We start from the raw sequence: 20,451 nt of genomic DNA on the forward strand, positions 1-20,451 counted from the left end.
TTCCGCAGATCGGCCTCTGGAGGGAATCGAGCCCGGTGAGAGCCACGTTCGTCTCCGAAACTGAGCGGGACCGCTCGTCCTCGAATTGGAAACGGGAACGTTCGTCTCCGAAGTCGGAGCGTTTCGGAGAGCGTGTGAATTAGACTACTCTAAATATTTTCTTAGAGTAGAAGAATTCATATACTGTCAAGGCCTATCTCGATGCGATCATGAACGACGTCGAACCGTCACGACGGCCGCACCTCTCCCGGAGGCGGGCGCTTCGCTCCGGGTCCGCGCTCGTCGCCGCCGGCCTCGCCGGCTGTATCTCCGGCGCGAGCGACCCCGGAAGCGACGACGATCCGAACGGGGAAGACGACCGGAACGACGGCGACGGTGGCGACGGCGCCGGATCCACGGACGGTCCCGTCGCAGTCGCCTCCTTCTTCAGCTTCTACGATTTCGCCAAAACCATCGCACGGGGGACGCCGATCGAGGTTCGAAACCTCGTGCCGACCGGACTACACGGACACGGCTGGGAGCCCAACGCGCAGATCACCCGGGAGATCATTGAGGCCGACGCGTTCGTCCACGTCGGGGAGGACTTCCAGCCGTGGGCCGACCGCGCGATCGAGACGATCGAGGCGGACGGCGTCGACACCCGGCTCATAAACGTCCGCGAGGGGATCGACCTCGTCGGCCTCGCCGCCAGCCTCGATCGGGACGAGGAGGGCGTCGGGGAGGAACGCGGCAGGGATCCCCACTTCTGGTTGGATCCCCACCGTGCGAAGCGATCGGTGGACAACATCCTCGAGGGGTTCCTCGAGATCGCGCCGGACCACGAGGACGTGCTCCGGGAGAACGCGGAGACGTACAAGACGGACGTCCTGGACCGGATCGACGCGGACTACCGGCGGATATTCGAGGCCGCCGACCGCGACGTCGTCCAGCTCGCGGCCCACAACGCCTTCCAGTACCTCGGCGTCAGATACGGCGTCGAGATGCGTCCGCTCGTGGAGAACCTCGCGGCGAGCGGCGACATCAAGCCCTCGGACATCACCGAGGCGAAGGCCGTCATCGACGAGAACGACATCCGCTACGTCGCCGCGGCCGTTTTCGAGACGCGACGACCGGCCAGACAGCTGCTCGAGGAGACGTCCGTCGAGGCGTACTTCCCGGTGACGCCGTACGCCGGCGTCCGCGAGGATTGGGTCGAGGAGGGTTGGGGGTACGAGGAGATCGCCTACAACATCAACATGCCCACCTTCGAGGTCGTGCTCGGGAACCGGACGCCCGAGGAGGCCGGTCCGGACGGGTGGGCCGAGACGTGGAGGAACTTCGAATGAGCGTCCCGCCGTCCGCATCCACCTCGAACGCGTCCGCCGACCGCTCGGGGACTCCCGCCGACAACTCATCGGCGCCCGTCGTCGAACTCGAAGACGTCACGTTCGGATACGCCTCTACTCCGGTGGTTCGGAACGTGTCCCTCCGGATCGACGCGGGGGAGTACGTCGCCGTCGTCGGCCCGAACGGCTCGGGCAAGTCGACGCTGATGCGGCTCGTGCTGGGGCTCCTCCGGCCGGACCAGGGGACGGCCCGGACGTTCGGCGAACTCGCCCACGACTTCGACGACGGCTCCCGGATCGGCTACGTTGCACAGCGATCCGGCGCGGAACGCGAGATGCCGATCACGGTCCGTGAGGTGGTCAAGATGGGACGGTTCCCCCACGTCCGCTTCGGGCTGCTCTCCGCCGAGGATTGGCGGATCGTCGATCGGGCGCTCGAGACCGTCGGGATGGGCTCGTTCGCCGACCGCCGCATCACGCAGTTGTCCGGCGGCCAGCGCCAACGCGCGTTCATCGCTCGCGCGCTGGCCGGCGAGGCGGATCTGCTCGTGCTCGACGAGCCGACCGTCGGCGTCGACGCCGAGTCCGTCGAGGCGTTCTACGCCCTGCTGGAGTCGCTCAACGACTCCGGGATCACCGTGCTGCTCGTCGAGCACGATCTCGGCGCCGTCACGGACCACGCCGAACGCGTCGTCTGTCTCGACGGCGGGATCCGCTTCGACGGGGACAGCGAGGCGTTCCTCGAGAGCGAGGCGCTCGTCGAGGCCTTCGGACTCACGACCCGCCCCGGGAGCGACCGGCGATGATCGAGACGCTCACGCTCGCGCTCCAGATCTCCCCGATCGAGGCGGTTCTCGCCCCGTTTTATCTGATCCTCGATCTGTGGTACTGGCTGATGGTACAGCTCTATCGAGCCACCGGCCTGGAGCTGCTCGATCCGAGCTTCCGGTTCATGTACCGCGCGCTCCTCATGGGACTTTGTATCGGCGTGATGGCGCCGCTCATCGGGACGTTCCTGGTTCACCGCCAGCTCGCGCTGATCGGCGACGCGCTCGCGCACACGGCCTTCGCCGGCGTCGCGGTCGGGCTGTTCCTCAACGCCGTCATCGATCTCGGCGTGTCGCCGTACCTGACGGCCGTGATCGTCGCCGTGATCGCGGCGCTCACCATCGAACTCATCTCGGAGGCGACGGACGCCTACAACGACGTCTCGATGGCGATCGTGCTCTCGACCGGATTCGCGCTGGGGTCCACGCTCATCAGCCTCAACGCCGGCGGGCTCGCGGTGGGGATCGACCAGTACCTCTTCGGCAACCTCTCTACGGTCTCGCCGTCGAACGCGGTCGTCCTGCTCGTCCTCTTTACCGTGATCGTCTCGACGGTCGGGGTGACGCGCAACCAGCTGCTCTACGTCACGTTCGACGAGACCGCCGCCGCGGTCGCCGGGATCCCGGTCCGGTGGTACAACCGGATCACGGTGATGTTGACCGCGATGGTCGTCGTGGGCGCGATGCAGATCATGGGCGTGATCCTGGTCGCGGCGATGCTCGTCGTCCCGGTCGCGGGGGCGACGCAGGTCTCGCGAAGCTTTACGGAGTCGATCGTCGTCTCGATCCTCCTCGCGGAGCTGGCGGTGGTCCTCGGGATCGGCGTCGCGTACTACGGCGGCGTGACCGGCGGCCCCGCGATCGTACTCGTGGCCGTCGCGATCTACGTCGTGGCCGTCGCGGTCGGTCGCGTACAGACCGCCGTGGGGGACCCCGAATCCGCGGAGACCGAGCGCATCGATCCGGAGGACGGTACACCCCGCGTCGAGTGATCGACAGTATTGTGACGACCATACAAATACATAAGTCGATGGAGCCCGTACGTCGGATCGATGAGCGAGGAGATAGAGGAGATCCGACGGCGAAAGCTGGAGGAGCTTCGAACCCGGGAGGAAACGGGCGACGGCTCGGCGTCACCGACGCCGTCCGAACCGGTTCCGATCGACGGGGAGGCCGAGCTGGACGACGTCGTCGGCGAGCACGGCGTCGTTCTGGTCGACTTCTACGCCGACTGGTGTGGGCCGTGTCGGATGCTCGAGCCGATCGTCGAATCCCTCGCGGCGGAGACGGACGCGGCCGTCGCGAAGGTCGACGTCGACGCGAACCAGCAGCTCGCCACCGCCTACGGGGTCCGGGGCGTTCCCACGCTCGTCCTGTTCTCGAACGGCGAGCAGGTCGAGGAGGTCGTCGGCCTCGAGGGGGAAGCGGAGCTTCGAGCGCTCGTCGAATCCCACACGGCACGATGACCGGGGGACACGTTTCCATGGGCACCATCTCGGGGGTCACGTCCCCGCCATCGGTCGCTCCGGACGAACGTTCACGGAGGCCGTAGCCCGATGGGATCGACGGAGCCACGGAACGGCGAGAAACAGGCAGATGGGGACGGCGGGAAACAGGCGGATCGAGTTCTCCTCTCGTTCCGGTCGCCAGAGGCCGATCAGGACGGAAACGACGGCTGGTGGGTCGCGGACGACGAATGGCTCGCCGAGGGCATACGGGAACCCATTTTCCGCCGTTACCTCCGACGGGCCCACGCCGGAGCGATCGCCGTCGGTGACGAGTGGGAGGAGTTCGTGAGCTGCGGGTGTGCCAGTCCGGAGGACGTGGTTCTCCGCGTGGAGTCGGTCGAATCCGGGACCGAGATGGGCCCGGAGACGACGATCGACGTGGTCCCGCGGGCGACCGTCGTCGAGGACGACGTCGGAACGGAAGCCGCCTAGGACTGCGGCCCCAGATAGCCCCACGCCTGCAGCCTGTCGCCGTCGCCGTCGATCCACCGCTCGCCGATGTCGTCGCGGTAGTACATGTTGGGCATCACGATGTCGTCGATCCGGTCGTATGCTTGTTCACGTGCGGCCTGCATCGTGTCGCCCTTCCCGGTCACGACGATGGGCATTCCGTTGTCGCCCGCCGCGCGCCACTGACCATCAACCTTCTTCGCATCTTCGAGATGGATCCCGTCGCGACTGTCCGTCTCGAACACCACAGCTGCATTCCGAGAGTTCTCATCGTACGTCTTCTCGTCGTCGAACGGGAACGGCGGCAGGACGATCCGCACGCCGATCTGGTACCCGTTGTGCACCTCTACTTCTGGGTCATTACCATGTGCGAGGTCGTAGAAGAACTTGCCAGTCGATGACTCGATGGACTCTTCCTGCAGCGCAATCGTCGGGTACCCGAACCGGGGTGTGAACTCCAGCGGGTAAATGCCGTTCTCGTTCACGATGCAGTTGATGTCGATGCTCCCAACGTATCCTTCGCTGGCGAGCCAGTCCTCCAGTTTGCCGAAGGTCTCTTTGAATAATTTGTTCTGGCTTGCCCAGAACATCGACGTCCCCATTTCGCCGGTCTGGGGCCCGATGTTCCCTGGGAATAATTTCTTATGCTCAAAATTAAAATTGACCTGGTCAATGAACTCGTTGCCGTTGAAGAACCCGCAGATAGCGACTTCGACGCCCTCAACTTTCCGCTGCAGTTGGAATCCCTTCATTCGGTGCCCCCATGCCTTCTTGTAGGCTTTCAGCACCTCAACGACGTCACTACCGTCATCCTCATTCCCAACGTACAGTAGCCGCTTGACGTTCTGAACCTCTCCGAGCGGCTTGATGACGTACGGTGCAGGGTTCTCTTGGACGTGCTGTATCCCCGCGTCGAAACTATCGAAGATGTGGTGTTCGACGGTATTCACACCGTGTTCTTCGAGAATCTCCATCGCATACCCTCGATCCTCTTCGAGATGATCGGTGTTTGGCGTCCCGCCGACGACGGCTTTCCCGTCTTCGCGGAGTTCCTCAGCGAGCGCGCCAGTCCCGATGTCGGAGCCGACCCAGATGTCGTCGAAGATGATGACGTCCGCCCACTCCACTTCTGCGCGCCAGTCGTCCGTCTTGGGAACGAATCCATCGCCGATCTCCCGGTCGCTTTCGGCCTCGATGTGGTACTTGACGTCGTGGCCCTCGCGGTGGACCTGCCAGGCGAGGTCCGTGATGAGCGCCGCGTCCGCGGAGACGAACAGGAAGCGTTCGGATGCCATGGGTGGCTATCGCCCAGCAGCGACTTGAACTCTGTCCTCCGATCGACGAGTCCGTCCCCCCGATCGATCGACAGGTCTGCCCCCGAACGAACCGCGTGGGCGTACCCGGCGTACGAACCCCGGTTCGGGTCGAAATATCGCCACGATCGACCCGACGGTGTTCGCGGATCGACGCCCGACGATTCGGGGGAAGACAACCTTAAGAGGCTAACCACGCAACCAGTAGTCGTATATGACCTGGTCCAATGAGGACTGGTGGCCGAACCTATTGCGACTGGACGTTCTCGACGACAACGCTCGGGACGTCAGTCCGTACGACGAGGACTTCGACTACGCGGAGGAGTTCCAAACGCTCGACCTCGAGGCGGTGAAGGCGGACATCGAGGACGTGATGACGGACTCACAGGAGTGGTGGCCGGCCGACTACGGCCACTACGGGCCGCTTTTCATCCGAATGGCGTGGCACAGCGCCGGGACGTACCGAACGAGCGACGGACGCGCCGGCGCGTCCGGGGCCCTTCAACGTCTCCCGCCGGAGAGCAGTTGGCCGGACAACATCAACCTCGACAAGGCACGCCGGCTGCTCCAGCCGGTCAAACAGAAGTACGGCCGCAAGCTCTCGTGGGGCGACCTGATCGTCCTGGCCGGAAACGTCGCTCTCGAGTCGATGGGATTCGAGACGTACGGCTTCGCCGGGGGTCGCGTGGACGAGTTCAAGTCCAACGAGGCCGTCGAGTGGGGCCCGGAAACGGAGTGGGAAACGACCTCCCCCGAACGGTACGAGGACGGCGAGGTTGGCAACCTCAAGGACCCCCTCGCAAACACCGTCATGGGGCTCATCTACGTGAACCCCGAGGGACCGGACGGCGAGCCCGACGTCGAAGGCTCCGCGAAGAACATCCGCGAGGAGTTCGAACGGATGGCGATGAACGACGAGGAGACGGTCGCGCTCATCGCCGGCGGCCACACCTTCGGGAAGGTCCACGGGGCGGACAACCCCGAGGAGCACCAGGGCCCCGAACCCGAGGCGGCGCCCATAGAGGAGCAGGGCCTCGGCTGGAAGCACGACTTCGACGACATCGGCGGAATGATCACGAGCGGCATCGAGGGGCCGTGGACCGACGCGCCGACCCGGTGGGACATGGGCTACATCGACAACCTGCTCGAACACGACTGGACCTCCGTCAAAGGTCCCGGCGGCGCCTGGCAGTGGCATCCGGTCGAGGCGGACGAGATCGAACACGCCCCGGGCGCACAGGACTCCTCGAAGACGGAACAGCCGATGATGCTGACGACCGACGTCGCCTTGAAACACGATCCCGACTACCGGGAGATCCTGGAGCGCTTCCAGGAGAACCCCGACGAGTTCCAGGCGGCGTTCGCGAAGGCGTGGTACAAGCTCATCCACCGCGACATGGGCCCGCCGGATCGGTTCCTCGGCCCGGAGGTCCCCGAGGAGGCGATGCTCTGGCAGGACCCGATCCCGGACGCCGACTACGATTCGATCGGCGACGAGGAGGTCGAGGAGCTCAAGGCGTCGATCCTCGAGTCGGACCTCCCGGTCTCACGGCTCGCGAAGACGGCGTGGGCTGCGGCATCGACGTACCGCGACAGCGACAAACGCGGCGGCGCGAACGGCGCCCGGATCCGACTGGAGCCCCAGCGGAGCTGGGAGGTCAACGAACCCGAGGAGCTGGAGACGACCCTGGCAACCTACGAGGAGATCCAAGAGGAGTTCAACGGCTCACGCTCCGACGACGTGCGCGTCTCGCTGGCCGACCTGATCGTGTTGGGCGGCAACGCGGCCGTCGAGCAGGCCGCCGCCGAGGCCGGCTACGACGTGGACGTGCCGTTCGAACCCGGCCGGACGGACGCCACTCAAGAACAGACCGACGTCGAGTCCTTCGAGGTACTCGAGCCGAAGGTCGACGCCGTCCGGAACTACCTCGGTGAGGGTGACTTCGACGACCTGTACGACTCGCTCGAGGAGCGAATGGTGGACAAAGCGGATCTCCTGAACCTGACGGTCCCCGAGATGACGGTTCTGGTCGGCGGCATGCGTGCGCTGGGTGCCACCTACGGTGACTCCGACCGCGGCGTTCTCACCGATCGGCCGGGGGCGTTGACCAACGACTTCTTCGTGAACCTGCTCGACATGGACTACGAGTGGGAGCCGGTCGACGAGGACGGAGAGGTCTTCGAGATCCGCGACCGCGAGACCGGCGACGTCGAGTGGGAGGCCACCCGATTCGACCTCATCTTCGGCTCGAACTCCCGGCTGCGGGCCGTCGCCGACGTCTACGGCGCCGCCGACGGCGAGGAGCAGCTCGTCGAGGACTTCGTCGAGGCGTGGAGCAAGGTCATGACGCTCGACCGCTTCGAACTGAAGTAGGGCCGCCTCGATCACCGCGATCGTCGACGGCCGCGGTCGAATCGTCCGAACCCGGGTCGACGTTCCTTCGTCGCGATCCTCACTCGTCGACGAGCGTCGCGTCCAGCCGCTTCTCGAGCGCCCGGATCACGGACCCGCCGACGTTCGCGCGTGCCGCTCGTCCCTGTTCGACCGCCAGCACGTCGTCCTCCTCGAGGCCCAGCTCCTCGGAGAGCTCCTCGACGGTCAGTCCCGCCTCCTGTCTGGCCGCCTCCGCGCGGGCCCCGTATCCGGAGACGAGGTACGGGAGCTGGTCGTCCTCGTAATCGGTGCCGTGTTCCTCCCAGTGGCTGGCGTCCCCCTTGCCGGCGTCGTACAGCTCCGCCTGCTTTCGTGCGAGTTCCTGCTTCCGGCTCGGCGAGTCGCTCGAACGGTCCTGATCGTCGCTTTTCCCCGCGTTCGTGTCGTCGTGAGGGCTGCAGTTCGAACAGACGAGGAGCTTCGCGCCCGCGACGTTCGCCCGCCGGAGGTCGCTCGTCTCGCGTCCACAGAGCTCGCAGGAGTCGCCGTCGTCGCCGCCGCCGCGCGACCCCGTCGAGTATTTGGCCATATCCCGGGTATCGCCCGCAGGGGTTTAAAACAAACGAGCGATGCGCTCCGGCGAGCTTCGACGATCGACACCGTGGCGAATGCGGTCGCTCGTCGACGTTGCCTTCGGAAGAATTGTGCGTGGGTGCTGTCGTAGAGACAACACCGTGCATCGACGTGGCGGGTGTGCCGCCTGCGATGCGTGGGACCGGATTTGAACCGGCGGACCTCTACAGGACAGCGCCCTCAACGCTGCGCCGTTGGCCTGGCTTGGCTACCCACGCTCGCGTCGTTTTCTCGCATTCCTCCCTATCCGGTCCCCGATTAAAAGCCCTTCCATTCGATCGGATCGTGTGCGGACGTGCCGAACCGGGATCGGAACTGACCTCGGAATCGGCATCGGAGCGGGTGCGACCGACGTTCGAGCGGATCCCCGACCGACAACCCCTTTCCGCGCGTCCCCGTACCGCCGGTATGGCGCTCCGTCCTCGCGATCACGTCCCGCTCACGACGGCCGTCCTGTCCGTCCTCGCGCTCGCGCTCGTCTTCGGCGCGGTGACGCGGTCGATACCGACGACCTACGTGCCGGATCCCGGCCCGGCGGTGCTCGCCTCCATTCCGCACCTCAACGCCGCCCTCTCGCTCGCGGCGGTCGCGACCATCTCGCTCGGCTGGCGGGCGATCCGACGCGGCGACGTCGACCGTCATCGAACGTTCATGGCGGCGTCGACCGTCCTGTTTGCGGCGTTTCTCGCCGGGTATCTGTGGCGGCTGACCCTCGTCGGAACCGCGTCGTTCCCCGGCCCCGAACGGTATTACCTCTACGTCTACCTGCCCGTCCTCGCCGTTCACATCCTGCTCGCGATCGTCTGTATCCCGCTCGTGTTCTACGCGCTCGTTTCGGCGCTCACGCGTCCGATCGCCGCGATCCCCGAGACGAACCATCGGCGGATCGGCCGGCTCGCGGCCCCGCTTTGGATCGTCTCGTTCGCGATGGGCGTCGCCGTCTACGCCATGTTGTATCACGCCTTTTGAGTTCGAGGCGGACGGGGGCACGAACGGGGACGGGAACGGCCCCGTTCGGGGGCCGGCGGCAGCGTCAGTCTGACCACGGATCCCCGCGGCTCGTTGTCGACTATCCGGAAGGTCCCGCCCATGTGAACGACGAGCGTTCTCGCGATCCACAGTCCGAGCCCCTGTGAGTGGAAGAGGGGCGCCTCGAAGCCCTTCTCGAGGACCTGACGCTCGATCTCGGGGATCCCGGGTCCGTCGTCGGCGACGTCGATCACCACCTTCCCGCTGCCGGCCGATCGCACCTCGACTCGGACGGTCGGACGATCGGCGTCGTTGTGCTCGAGGGCGTTCTCGAGGAGTTCGTCGAGCGCATCCCCGATTCGGGGGTCCGTCTCGACCTCGAGCCGGTCGGGGAGGTCCGCCTCGACGGTGGCGTTCGGATTCGCCTCGCGAAGCGCCGCGAGCCGATCGTCGATCAGGGAGACGAGGTCGACGTGCCGTCGCGGCGGCGAGTCCTCGAAGACGACGTCGCGAAGCCGTTTGGACTTCTCGCTCAACTCGACGAGTCGCTCGTTTTGGGCGGCGATCGTCTCGGCGTACTCCTCGGGCTCCCCGGAGAGTTCTCCGGAGAGGAGTTCCGCGTTCCCCTGGATCACGTTACACGAGTTTCGGAGGTTGTGCCGGAGGATCCGATGGAGGATGTTGATCTGCTGGAGCGCCGTGTTGAGCCGCTCGTTCGTCGCCTGCAGGTCCCGCTGGCCCGACAAGACCAGTCCGTAGACGACGATGGAGGAGAGGCCGACGAAGATCCACCCCTTTACCGTCTGGACCCGAGCCGCCTGCATCGACGTCTCGGCGAAGGCGGCCACCAGTCGGTCGGTGACGACGATCCAGACGACGCCGAAGAGCCCGTAGGCCGCCGCCACGTTGAACGGCGCGCCCGCGAAGAATCGCCGAAGGGATCTCATGTCGGACCTTGGAATGATAACATGTCACACTCAAGGTAGCTCTTTCGTTGGCCGATCGACGACGTCGGCTCCCCACACGAGAACGGTCGAATCCTCGATCCACGCGACTCCATGGCCTACATCCCGGCGATCCTGAAGCGGGCCATGGCCTTGGAGCCGCTCCGGATCCTGGAAGCGATCCGAACTCCGGAGTCGCTTCGGATCCTCACTCCTCGGGATCGATGTTCCCGAACGCGAGGGCGAACAGCACGGCCGAAAAGCCGAGGGTCAAGCCGATCCCGACGAGGTCGTTCCCGGAGAGCGTCACGCCGCCGGAGGCGGGAGCGGAGGCGTTCCCGCCGTCGCCGCCTCCCGACCCGTTCGCCGAACCGGAACCGCCACCCGAGTCGCCGTTTGAGTCGCCGCCGCCGGAACCTCCCTCCCCACCGCCGCCTTCGGGCTCGACGAGGTCGTCGTCGGTGCTTCCGACGGCGACGACGCCCTTCATTCCCACCGTCTCGTGGGGTTCACAGCTGTACGGGAAGGTTCCCTCCTCCTCGAAGACGTGTTCGAAGGTGTAGCCCGCCTCCTCGGTCAGCTCGGAGCCGAAGGCGTCCCCGTCGGCGTGGACGACGTTGTGCTGGCCGCCCTGTCCGCTCCACTCCCAGACGACCGTCGTGCCCGGATCCACGAGGATCGCGGGCGGATCGAACAGCAGGCCGTTTCCGGCCCCGACCGTCACCGTCACCTCGTCCTCGCCGGTGTGGTCGACCGTCCCCTCGTAGTTGCTCACGTCCTCGAGCCAGCCGTCGTAGGCTGCCGCGACCGTGCCGGAGCCGGCCGCGATCCCCGCCGTGGCGGCCGCCGCGCCCGCCCCCACGCGGAAGAACTCGCGCCGACCGAGGGTCGCCCCGCCGTCGGCGCCCGATGCGTCCCGTGAAACCGCGTTCGTTTCGGACATGTTCGAACGTCGGAGCCCCACGGGGGTATATCCCCGCGCCCGTTCCCGCCGAGTGGGACACACCACACGAACATGTGCGGCCGAGACGGGTATCCGGAAAAGATCGCGTATCGATCACTGATCGATCTCGATGACGCGACGTAGACCATGACGATGACGGTGGCTTCCGGTCCCTCAGCCGTCGTCGATCGTTCCCATCGCCATGATCGCCCGCGATCAGTCGCCCGCGATCAGTCGTCCGCGATCAGTCGTCCGCGAGGGGCTCCCCGCCGATGGCCGGCCGCTGCACGTCGCGATCGGTCGTTTCGCCCTCGACGTCGAAGGGATACTCCCCGGTCACACAGCCCAGACAGAGGTCCCCATGGTCGGAATCGAGCGTCTCGGCGATCGCGTCGATCGACAGATACGACAGGGAGTCGGCCCCGATCGCCTCGCGGATCTCCTCCGTCGACCGGTCGGAGGCGATGAGTTCCTCGCGAGTCGCCATGTCGATCCCCAGATAACACGGCGCGACGATCGGCGGCGCGCCGATCCGCATGTGGACCTCCTCGGCGCCCGCCTCCGAGACGAGGTCGACGAGCTGTGTGGAGGTCGTCCCGCGAACGATGGAGTCGTCGATGATCGTCACCGTCCGCCCCTCGACCGTCGATTTGATCGGATTGAGCTTGAGCCGAACGGCCCGCTCGCGTTCGTCCTGGGTCGGCATGATGAACGTCCGGCCGACGTAGCGGTTCTTCATCAGCCCCTCGGCGAACTCGACCCCGTCGTCCCCGTCGGGGCGGGGCTCTCCGTCGGCGGTCGTCTCGTTGGCCGCGTCGGCATAGCCCGAGGCGAACGCCCGCCCGGAGTCGGGAACCGGCATGACGACGTCGGTCTCCACGCCCGCCTCCTCCCAGAGCTTCCGGCCGAGGTTCCGGCGAACCTCGTAGACGAGCTCCTCGTCGATGACGGAGTCGGGCCTGGCGAAGTAGACGTGTTCGAAAAAGCAGTGGGCGGTGTTGTCCTCCTCGACGAGCTGGTAGGTGTCGTAGCCGGTCCCGTCGGGATCGAGGACGACGAGCTCCCCCGGCCTGACGTCGCGGATCAGCTCCCCGTCGAGGGTGTCGATCGCCGCCGACTCGGAGGCGAGCACGTAGCCGTCCTCCAGCCGCCCGATACAGAGCGGCCGGTTGCCCTTCGGGTCCCGTACGCCGAGAACGGTGTCGTCGTGCATGATCGAAAGCGAGTAGGAGCCGTGGATCCGCTCCATCGTGCGCTTCACCGCGCGAACGAGGTCGCGATCGAGGAGGTTTCGCGCCAGGTCGTGGGCGATGACCTCCGTGTCCCCGTCGGAGGTGAACGCGTGACCCTGGTGTGCCAGATCCTCTCGGATCTCGTCGGCGTTTACGAGGTTACCGTTGTGCGAGAGCCCCAGCGATCCGGACTTGAACGACACCGAGAAGGGCTGTGCACAGCTCTTGTCGAGGCTGCCCGCGGTCGGATACCGGACGTGGCCGATCCCAGTCGTCCCGTTCAGCGACTCCAGGTCCTCGGGATCGAAGGCGTCGCCGACGAGTCCGCGTTCGACGTGACCGTGCTGTTGGAAGCCGTCGTGGGTGACGATCCCCGCGGACTCCTGGCCACGGTGTTGGAGCGCGTACAGCGCGTAATAAAGCGGTCGCGACGCCGAACGGTCCTCGAGTGCGACCCCCACGACGCCGCACTTCTCGCGCGGGCCGGAGGCGGTCCCATCCCCTCGGGGTTCCATATCGATCGGTCCGTGATCGACTCGTAAAAAGACTCGTGTTTGTGCGTCTTCGGTGTCGAGAGCAAACAGATCGATCCATAATTCTGGATCGTCACGCGCTCGCTGCCGATCGATCCCCTCCCGCGTTCGCGATCAGACGTCGACCGCGAACTCGTCGTATTCGCCGGCCGCCTCCGCCACCGCGGCCAACAGGTCGGGGACGTCCGTCAGGTCCGCCGTGTCGATCACCTCGACGGGCGTGTGCATGTATCGATTCGGGATTGAGACGATGAGCGAGGGGATGCCGGACCGCGAGGTGTAGAAGGCGTCGGCGTCGGTTCCGGTTCGGGTTCCGGCCGCCTGCAGCTGGACGTCGATCCCCGCGTCGTCCGCCGATTCGCGCGCGAGATCGACGAGCACGGGATGGTTCACGCTGCCGCGGGTGACGACCGGTCCCTCGCCGAGCTCGACGGGACCGCGTCGCTTGGCCTCGACGCCGGGCGTGTCCGTGGCGTGTGTCACGTCCACGGCGAGGAACGCGTCGGGATCGAGGCCGTGACCGACCATTCGCGCGCCCTGGAGGCCGATCTCCTCTTGGACCGTCGAGACGGCGTAGACGGTCGCGTCGACGTCGGCCTCGGAGACGCGCCGCAGCGTTTCGGCGGCACACCACGTCCCCGTCCGGTTGTCCATGCCCCGGGCCGCGAGGCGATCGCCCGCAAGCTCACGGAGCGTCGTCGAGAACGTCACCGGATCGCCGACCTCGACGAGTTCGTGTGCCTCCTCCTCGTCGTCGGCGCCGACGTCGACGAACTGCGCGGAGACGTCCTCGTACTCCTCCTCGCCGCCGTTCCGCAGGTGGATAGCCGTCTGTCCGATGACGCCCTGGACCGGCTCGTCGGCGTGGATCGTCACGTGTTGGCCCTTCGAGACGGTGCGGTCGGCCCCGCCCACCGAGGCGATCCGGAGGTAGCCGTCCTCCAGCACGTCCCGGACGATGAAGCCGATCTCGTCGGCGTGGCCGGTCACGGCGATCTCCGGGCCGTCGCCGCTCCCCTCGTGGACCGCGATCGCGTTTCCGTAGGCGTCGACCTCGATCTCGTCGGCGAATCGCTCGACGTAGTCGATCCACACCCGCTGGCCGTCCGTCTCGAACCCCGAGGGACTCGGCGTCTCCAGTAGGTCCTCCAAGAACTCCCGCCGTCGTTCGTCCATGGGCGATCCATCGTGAGCGATCCGTATCAAACCGACGACCCGAACCGGATCGCCGCGATCACGGACCTAAAACGGTGTGGGGCCATCCCGGACACGGACGCGTTCGATCGGCGAGCGCGAGCGGATGTGGCAGTGGTTGGACGCAAACGCTTTCCCTTCGGCACCCCGACCACGGCCATGAACCTCCTCCGTAGCGTTCGGGCGGTGGCCGACGCCTCCGGCACGGGAGTCGTCGACTGGGAGAACGCGGCGACCGCCGCCAAGGAGGGAACCGATCCCGGCTCGTTGGATCTCTCGCGGGCCGATCGAGAGGGGTACGCCGGCGACGTGCGGGCGGCGAGAGACCGGATCCGCGACGTCTCGAAGCTGTCCTTCGACGTCCCGGCGACCGCACAGATCCAGAACCGACACCACTGGATCGACGCCAACGTCGAGACGTTCCGGACGGTGATGGCGCCGATCGAGTCACACGCCTCGACGTGGTTCCCCGAGTTCTCGCGGATCGCGAACACCGGAACGATGTCCGTCCTCCTCGGCTTCCTCGCGCGCAACGTCCTCGGACAGTACGATCCGCTCCTTTTGGCCGACGATCCCGACGGCGACCACGGGCTCTACTTCGTCCATCCGAACGTCGTCGAGGCGGCGGACGCACTCGAGGTCGACTACCCCCGGTTCCGCCGCTGGATCGCGTTCCACGAGGTGGCCCACGCCGCGGAGTTCGGCGCGGCGCCCTGGCTCTCGGAGTACCTCGAGTCGCGCATGGAGGCGGGCGTCCTCGCGATGGCCGACGGCGAGCTCGACAGGGAGGCGTTCCGGGAGCTGGACGCGGCGATGACCGCCGTCGAGGGATACGCGGAGCTGCTCATGGACCGAGCGTTCGACGACACCTACGTCGACCTCCGGCGCAAGCTCGACGAGCGCCGACGGGCCGCCGGTCCGATCGCGCGGGTCGTCCGGCGGCTCCTCGGGTTCGGACTCAAGCGCCGCCAGTACGAGCGCGGGTCGGCATTCTTCGAGCACGTCGCGGACGCACGCGGGATCGAGGCGGCCACGGCGGCCTGGGACGGACCGGAATCGCTCCCGACGTCCGCCGAACTCGACCGGCCGGACGCGTGGATCCGTCGCGTCGATCCGTGATCGGCTCGGCCGACTCGATCTACCGTCGATTTCGATCCGCGCTCGGGCCGGTCGAAAGCTCCCCGAGGGTGCGGACGACGTACCACAGAAGCACCGCGGAGAAGACGAACCCGCCGCCGACCGCCGCGAGCAGCTCGCCCGTCGTCGCACCCGCCTGAACGGCGATCATTCCCGCGGACATCGTGATCACGGCGACGAAAACCATCTTGAGCAGCCAGTTGCCGCTGTCGCGTTCCTCCTGGGACATCGGATCGACCATCATCGATCCTCCCCCGGTCCCGTCCCGACGCGACCCGGCACGTACCCGTCCGTGTCCATGCGACGGGGTTGTCGCCGAACGGGCATGAATGGTCCGGACGCGATCCGGATCTCACACACCACGTTCGGTGTTGAGGTTCACCTCGGCGACGTTTGCGGCCCGGACGACCCGCTCCGCGAGTTCGCCGTGGATCCGACCGTCGTCCATTCGACTCGCCGGGCCGGAGACGCTAAGCGCCCCCGCGACGCGACCGTCGGAACACACGATCGGGGCGCCGACCGCGCGGATCCCGACCATCTGTTCCTCGTCGGCGATCGCAAAGCCCCGATCGCGGATCCGTCCGAGCTCCTCGTGGAGCTCCTCGAGGTCCGTGATCGTGTTCTCGGTCCTGTGTTCCATGCCCTGCTCGTCGACGATCGCTTCGACGCGATCGCGGGGGAGTTCGGCCAAAAGCGCCTTTCCGGAGGCCGTACAGTGGAGGTGACGGAGGCTCTCCTCGCGTTTTCGCGCGTGGTAGCGCTCGCCGACGGCGTCGTCGCCGAACACCTCGTACAACACGAGCACGCGGCCGCGGTGTTCCATGATGAGGTGGGCGCTCTCGCCGGTCGTCTCCGCGAGATCCTCGATCTCCTCCTTTGCAGCCCGATAGAGGACGTCGTTGTTCCGAACGTGCTCGCCGAGCGTGAGGAACTCCGGACCGAGCCGGTAGGTACCGTCGGCCTTGCGAACGTATCCGTGATCCATGAGCGTCGCGAGGTGCGTGTGAGCTGACCCCGGGGAGAGATCGACGGCCTCCGCGACCTCCGAGACCGTGGCCTCGTTCGCCCGCCGGAGGTACTCGATGATGGTACAGGAGACGTCGACCGACTGGATCTTGCGTCCGCCGCTCTCTCGTGACATTGTGGGCCTTCGCGGACCTGTCCGTAGGGCTGACGGCCGTATAAAGACTGCGAGGCGGTCGATCCGACCGTACGTGCCCGATCAGCCCGTATGGAACACATATCAGTGCAATATCATCGAGTTTGAACATGCCAGCACATCGAACGCCGTGGACGTTCGATCGATGAGCTGCGACCATTCCGAGGCGCGCACTGAGACCGATCGGGATCAAAATCACGTGATCGAGATCCGGTATCTCTCCGAAAACGTCTGCTCGACGAGAGTAACGTCTCGGGCCTACGAGAGGAGCGATTCGGGCGACTCGAGGAGGGATTTGACCTCCTGGAGGAAGCCGACCGCCGTCGCCCCCTCGACCACGCGGTGGTCGTAGGTGAGCGTCAGGTGCATCATCTCCCGCGGCTCGACCTCGCCGTCGACGACGCCGGCCTCCTCGAAGATCGTACACATGCCGAGGATCGCCGTCTGCGGCGGGTTGATCTGCGGGGTGTTGATGTAGGCGCCGAGGCTCCCGGCGTTCGAGACCGTGAACGTGCCGTTCTCGAGGTCCGATCGTTCGAGCGAGCGCGTCCGTGCACCCTCGGCGAGGCGGTCTATCTCCCGGCTCAGATCCCGGACTGGCCGGTCGTCGGCGTCGTAGATCGTCGGAACGAGCAGGCCGTCGTCGGTGTTGACGGCGATGCCGACGTTCACGTCCTCGTAGACGCGCAGGCTCTCGTCGTCGGTCACCTCCGCGTTGAGCACGTCGTATCTCGGCAGCGTCCGGCCGACCGCACGGATCACGAAGGCGGTGAGCGACAGCGGGGCTCCCCCGTTCCCGTCGGCGTCGTCCTCGACGGTCGCGTCCCACGCCGCAGAGAGGCGGTCGTACAGGCCGAGGAGATCGGTTACGTCCACGCGGGCGACCGTCGTCGTGCTCGCGTACTCGTTCGTGACCCGGCTCATCCGCTCGAACATCACGCCCGCGGTCCCGGCGAGCGGGTCCTCGCGCTCGATGGCCGGCCCCTCGTCGGGTTCCTCTACCCCCGTTCCCGCACCGGCGGACTCCGTCTCCGCCGTTGCGCCCTCGACTGCCGATCCGGGCGTTCCGTCCGCCGCCGATCCGGCCGTCCCGTCAGTCACCGCACCCGCCTCGGCCGTCCCGACGGGTTCATCCAGGGTGCGATCGAGGTACGCCTCGACGTCGGCGGCGCGGACGCGGTCGGTTCCGGCGTCCTCCGCGACCGCCGCGATCGACACGCCGTGGTTCGACGCCAACACGCGCGCCCACGGCGTCGCGAGCGCGTCCGCGTCCGTCGGGTTCGCCACGGGCTCGACCTCCAGTTCCGTCTCGTCCAGGATCGCCGGTTCGCTCGCGCGCTCGCCGCTCGTGGCGTCGGCAACCGATCCCTCGGCTCCGGCTTCGGCTCCGTCTCCCCCGCCTTCGAGGTACGCCTCGACGTGGTCCCGCGTGAGGTGTTTCGCGCCGGTCGCGGCCGCGACCGCGTCCGGATCCACGTTCGCCTCGCGGGCGGCGCGGCGCGCGGACGGCGTCGATCGGTAGGTTCCCGGTTCGACTCGCCGCGTGACCGCGCTCTCGCGACTCGAGGCGGGAGACGGCGACGGATCCGGGGACGATTCGGGCTCGCCGCCGCTCCCGGTCGTCGCTCCCCCTTCGGCCGTCGAGCCCTCGTCGGCGGACTCGCCCGCGGACGTCGCCTCGCTCCTTGCCTCCTCCGTCAACTCGCCGGGATCGCCGACGTATCCGAGCTCGGTTCCGACCGACACGGTCTCGCCCTCCTCGACCAGCCGCTCGAGCAGGACGCCGTCGGCCTCCGCCGCGATCTCGCTGGACATCTTCTCCGACTCGAAGGACAGGACCGGATCGCCCTCCTCGACCGGATCGCCCACCTCCGCGTGCCACTCGAGGATGGTTCCCTCCTCGACCGTCTTCCCGCTCTTCGGAAGCGTGATCGTGTACATGTTCACTCACCGAGGGTGGATCGGACCGCCTCGATCACGTCGTCCTCGTCGGGGAGGTACGCCTCCTCGAGGTTCTCCGCGAAGGGAACCGGCGTGAAGGGGGCGCCGACGCGCTCGATCGGCGCGTCCAGGTGGAACAGCGCCTCCTCTGCGACCTCGGCCGCGATCTCCCCGCCGAACCCGCCGAAGGTCGCCGCCTCGTGGACGACCACGAGCCGGTGGGTCTTGCGGACCGACTCGAAGATGGGCTCCTTGTCGAGCGGGACGACCGTCCGCGGGTCGACGATCTCCGCGTCCACCCCGTCCGCGGCGAGCGACTCGGCGGCCTCCCGTGCCACGTCCACCATCCCACCGATGGCGACGATCGTGACGTCCTCGCCCTCGCGTTTCACCTCCGAGCGACAAAGCGGCACGGTGAACTCCTCGTCGGGGACCGTCCCCTCCTCCTCGTAGCGGAGCTTGTTCTCGAGGAAGATCACGGGGTCGTCGTCGCGGATGGCGGACTTCAACAGGCCGGCGTAGTCGTGGGCCGTCGACGGCGCCACGACCTTGATCCCCGGCACGTTCTGGAACCACGCGATCGGGCTCTGGCTGTGGTGGAGCCCGAACTGGTCGCCGGCCCCGTAGTTGGTCCGGATCACGAGCGGGACGCTCGTCCCGTCGCCGTAGTTGAAGTGCATCTTCGCCGCGTAGTTCGTGACGTGGTCGGCGATGATCGCGAGGAAGTCGCCGAACATGATCTCCATCACCGGGCGGGTGCCGGTCAACGCGGCGCCGACGGCGGTCCCGCCGAGCATCGTCTCCGAAAGCGGCGTATCGAAGACGCGCTCCTCGCCGAACTCCTCTTGAAGTCCCGTGGTCACCTGATAGAGGCCGCCGTAGTCGCCGACGTCCTCGCCGTAGACGAACACGCGCTCGTCGCGCTCGAGCTCCTCGGCCAGCGCCCGGTTGATACTCTCCCTGACGGAGAGTTCGCTCGTCGTCATCGGACGACACCCCCGTTGCGATCGACTTCGACGTCCTTGTAGACGTGGTACATCGCCTCCTCGTCGGGGAGCGGATCCTCGGCGGCGAACGCGAACGCCTCGTCGATCTCCTCGCGGATCGACTCGTCGATCTCCTCGAGCCACTCCTCGTCCGCGATCCCGTGGTCGAGCAGGCGCTCGCGGTAGATGTCGACCGGATCCCGGCGCTTCCACTTCTCGAGTTCCTCTTTCGGACGCCGCTCCTGGATGACCTCCGCGTGTGGCCGGTACCGGTACGTCTTCGCCTCGATGAGGGTCGGACCGTCGCCCCTGCGGGCCCGGTCGACCGCCTCCGTGGCGACGTCGACGACCTCGTCGGCGTCCTGGCCGTCGACGATCACGCTCGGCAGGTCGTGGCCGGCGAAGTCGACGAGGTCGTCGACCGCCGCGACCTCGCTGATCGGCGTCTCCTCGGTCCAGAGGTTGTTCTCGATGACGAAGACGACGGGGAGGTCCTCGACCGCGGCGTAGTTGAGCGCGGTGTGGAACTCGCCGCGGGTCGTCGCGCCGTCGCCGAAGAAGACCATCGAGACCCGGTCGATCCCGAGCTGACGGCTGCTGAGACCCGCCCCGACGGCGGCGTTGAGGTGGCTCCCGACCATCCCGGTCGTCCCGAGAATGGCGTGTTCCGTAGAGCCCATGTGGTGTTGGGTCGTCCGCCCGGAGGAGGGCCCCGACCGCGTCCCGAACATGCCGGCCGTCACCGTCTCCAGGGGAACCCGCATCAGGATCGGCGCGCGCGTTCGAAGCGAGGGGGCGATCCAGTCGTCGTCGGCCAACGCGTAGGTCGCCCCGACGCCGACCGCCTCCTGTCCGATGCTCAGGTGTGGCAGCTCGGGCACCCCGCCCGACTCGTAGGCGTCGAGGACCCGCTCCTCGAACCGACGCACGAAGAGGAGGTGCTCGTACACCTCCCGCCGTTGTGTGTCACTCGAACCCATGTC

At 66.9% G+C, this 20,451-nt stretch carries 19 protein-coding genes and 1 tRNA gene; 8 read left to right on the plus strand and 12 right to left on the minus strand.

Annotation, left to right across the window (positions count from 1 at the left end; all coding sequences use genetic code 11):
- Nucleotides 1-209 precede the first annotated feature (209 nt).
- The 5 genes from ACZ5YD_RS02010 (at nucleotide 210) to ACZ5YD_RS02030 (ending at nucleotide 4,092) form a co-directional block, all read left to right on the plus strand.
- Complete coding sequence (locus ACZ5YD_RS02010; RefSeq protein ID WP_379740248.1) at nucleotides 210-1,325, plus strand: metal ABC transporter substrate-binding protein; 1,116 nt, start codon at nucleotides 210-212, stop codon at nucleotides 1,323-1,325.
- Nucleotides 1,322-2,131 carry a metal ABC transporter ATP-binding protein gene (locus ACZ5YD_RS02015; protein ID WP_379740245.1) on the plus strand — a complete coding sequence of 270 codons (810 nt, stop codon included), beginning with the start codon at nucleotides 1,322-1,324 and terminating at the stop codon, nucleotides 2,129-2,131. Before ACZ5YD_RS02010 ends, ACZ5YD_RS02015 begins: the two co-directional genes overlap by 4 nt.
- Entirely contained in the window at nucleotides 2,128-3,144 is a 1,017-nt protein-coding gene (locus ACZ5YD_RS02020) for a metal ABC transporter permease (protein ID WP_379740242.1), read from the plus strand. Before ACZ5YD_RS02015 ends, ACZ5YD_RS02020 begins: the two co-directional genes overlap by 4 nt.
- Nucleotides 3,145-3,204: 60 nt before the next feature.
- A complete protein-coding gene (gene trxA / locus ACZ5YD_RS02025) occupies nucleotides 3,205-3,618 on the plus strand; it encodes a thioredoxin (protein WP_379740239.1) in 414 nt (137 codons plus the stop codon).
- A gap of 90 nt (nucleotides 3,619-3,708) precedes the next feature.
- Complete coding sequence (locus tag ACZ5YD_RS02030; RefSeq protein ID WP_379740236.1) at nucleotides 3,709-4,092, plus strand: hypothetical protein; 384 nt, start codon at nucleotides 3,709-3,711, stop codon at nucleotides 4,090-4,092.
- Here the strand turns inward: ACZ5YD_RS02030 and ACZ5YD_RS02035 are convergent.
- Complete coding sequence (locus ACZ5YD_RS02035; protein ID WP_379740233.1) at nucleotides 4,089-5,405, minus strand: phosphoribosylamine--glycine ligase; 1,317 nt, start codon at nucleotides 5,403-5,405, stop codon at nucleotides 4,089-4,091. The two genes, ACZ5YD_RS02030 and ACZ5YD_RS02035, sit on opposite strands and share 4 nt — an antisense overlap.
- Before the next feature lie 232 nt (nucleotides 5,406-5,637).
- Here ACZ5YD_RS02035 and katG point away from each other — a divergent pair, with 232 nt between their 5' ends.
- On the plus strand, nucleotides 5,638-7,797 hold the full coding sequence (gene katG / locus ACZ5YD_RS02040; protein WP_379740230.1) for a catalase/peroxidase HPI: 2,160 nt from the start codon (nucleotides 5,638-5,640) through the stop codon (nucleotides 7,795-7,797).
- 79 nt (nucleotides 7,798-7,876) lie between these two features.
- Here katG and ACZ5YD_RS02045 read toward each other — a convergent pair whose 3' ends face one another.
- Complete coding sequence (locus ACZ5YD_RS02045) at nucleotides 7,877-8,386, minus strand: transcriptional regulator (RefSeq protein ID WP_379740227.1); 510 nt, start codon at nucleotides 8,384-8,386, stop codon at nucleotides 7,877-7,879.
- A 177-nt stretch (nucleotides 8,387-8,563) separates the two neighbouring features.
- Nucleotides 8,564-8,648: transfer RNA gene (locus ACZ5YD_RS02050), tRNA-Leu, on the minus strand.
- Nucleotides 8,649-8,838: 190 nt separating this feature from the next.
- Between ACZ5YD_RS02050 and ACZ5YD_RS02055 the strand changes: the two genes are divergently transcribed.
- Nucleotides 8,839-9,399, plus strand: coding sequence for a DUF420 domain-containing protein (locus ACZ5YD_RS02055; RefSeq protein WP_379740224.1), 561 nt, complete (start codon nucleotides 8,839-8,841; stop codon nucleotides 9,397-9,399).
- Here the strand turns inward: ACZ5YD_RS02055 and ACZ5YD_RS02060 are convergent.
- The 4 genes from ACZ5YD_RS02060 to ACZ5YD_RS02075 form a co-directional block, all read right to left on the minus strand.
- Nucleotides 9,387-10,346, minus strand: coding sequence for a sensor histidine kinase (locus ACZ5YD_RS02060; protein WP_379740221.1), 960 nt, complete (start codon nucleotides 10,344-10,346; stop codon nucleotides 9,387-9,389). The two genes, ACZ5YD_RS02055 and ACZ5YD_RS02060, sit on opposite strands and share 13 nt — an antisense overlap.
- A 205-nt stretch (nucleotides 10,347-10,551) precedes the next feature.
- Nucleotides 10,552-11,286, minus strand: coding sequence for a halocyanin domain-containing protein (locus tag ACZ5YD_RS02065; RefSeq protein ID WP_379740218.1), 735 nt, complete (start codon nucleotides 11,284-11,286; stop codon nucleotides 10,552-10,554).
- A gap of 244 nt (nucleotides 11,287-11,530) precedes the next feature.
- On the minus strand, nucleotides 11,531-13,033 hold the full coding sequence (gene purF, locus ACZ5YD_RS02070; RefSeq protein WP_379740215.1) for an amidophosphoribosyltransferase: 1,503 nt from the start codon (nucleotides 13,031-13,033) through the stop codon (nucleotides 11,531-11,533).
- A 132-nt stretch (nucleotides 13,034-13,165) separates the two neighbouring features.
- On the minus strand, nucleotides 13,166-14,227 hold the full coding sequence (locus ACZ5YD_RS02075; protein WP_379740213.1) for a M20/M25/M40 family metallo-hydrolase: 1,062 nt from the start codon (nucleotides 14,225-14,227) through the stop codon (nucleotides 13,166-13,168).
- A 177-nt stretch (nucleotides 14,228-14,404) separates the two neighbouring features.
- On the opposite strand from ACZ5YD_RS02075, the gene ACZ5YD_RS02080 reads away from it, so the two are divergent.
- Nucleotides 14,405-15,364 carry a zinc-dependent metalloprotease gene (locus tag ACZ5YD_RS02080; RefSeq protein WP_379741320.1) on the plus strand — a complete coding sequence of 320 codons (960 nt, stop codon included), beginning with the start codon at nucleotides 14,405-14,407 and terminating at the stop codon, nucleotides 15,362-15,364.
- A 19-nt stretch (nucleotides 15,365-15,383) separates the two neighbouring features.
- Here ACZ5YD_RS02080 and ACZ5YD_RS02085 read toward each other — a convergent pair whose 3' ends face one another.
- The 5 genes from ACZ5YD_RS02085 to ACZ5YD_RS02105 form a co-directional block, all read right to left on the minus strand.
- A complete protein-coding gene (locus tag ACZ5YD_RS02085) occupies nucleotides 15,384-15,623 on the minus strand; it encodes a hypothetical protein (RefSeq protein ID WP_379740210.1) in 240 nt (79 codons plus the stop codon).
- A 111-nt stretch (nucleotides 15,624-15,734) separates the two neighbouring features.
- The gene (locus tag ACZ5YD_RS02090; protein ID WP_379740207.1) at nucleotides 15,735-16,523 is read right to left on the minus strand and encodes an IclR family transcriptional regulator; all 789 of its coding nucleotides are present in this window, start codon (nucleotides 16,521-16,523) and stop codon (nucleotides 15,735-15,737) included.
- Nucleotides 16,524-16,799: 276 nt separating this feature from the next.
- A complete protein-coding gene (locus ACZ5YD_RS02095; RefSeq protein ID WP_379740204.1) occupies nucleotides 16,800-18,482 on the minus strand; it encodes a dihydrolipoamide acetyltransferase family protein in 1,683 nt (560 codons plus the stop codon).
- Nucleotides 18,483-18,484: 2 nt separating this feature from the next.
- Nucleotides 18,485-19,468 carry an alpha-ketoacid dehydrogenase subunit beta gene (locus ACZ5YD_RS02100; protein WP_379740200.1) on the minus strand — a complete coding sequence of 328 codons (984 nt, stop codon included), beginning with the start codon at nucleotides 19,466-19,468 and terminating at the stop codon, nucleotides 18,485-18,487.
- The gene (locus tag ACZ5YD_RS02105; RefSeq protein WP_379740197.1) at nucleotides 19,465-20,448 is read right to left on the minus strand and encodes a thiamine pyrophosphate-dependent dehydrogenase E1 component subunit alpha; all 984 of its coding nucleotides are present in this window, start codon (nucleotides 20,446-20,448) and stop codon (nucleotides 19,465-19,467) included. The genes ACZ5YD_RS02100 and ACZ5YD_RS02105 overlap by 4 nt, the downstream gene beginning before the upstream one ends.
- Between the last annotated feature and the right edge of the window lie 3 nt (nucleotides 20,449-20,451).

It is taken from the genome of Halopenitus salinus (genome assembly GCF_055397165.1).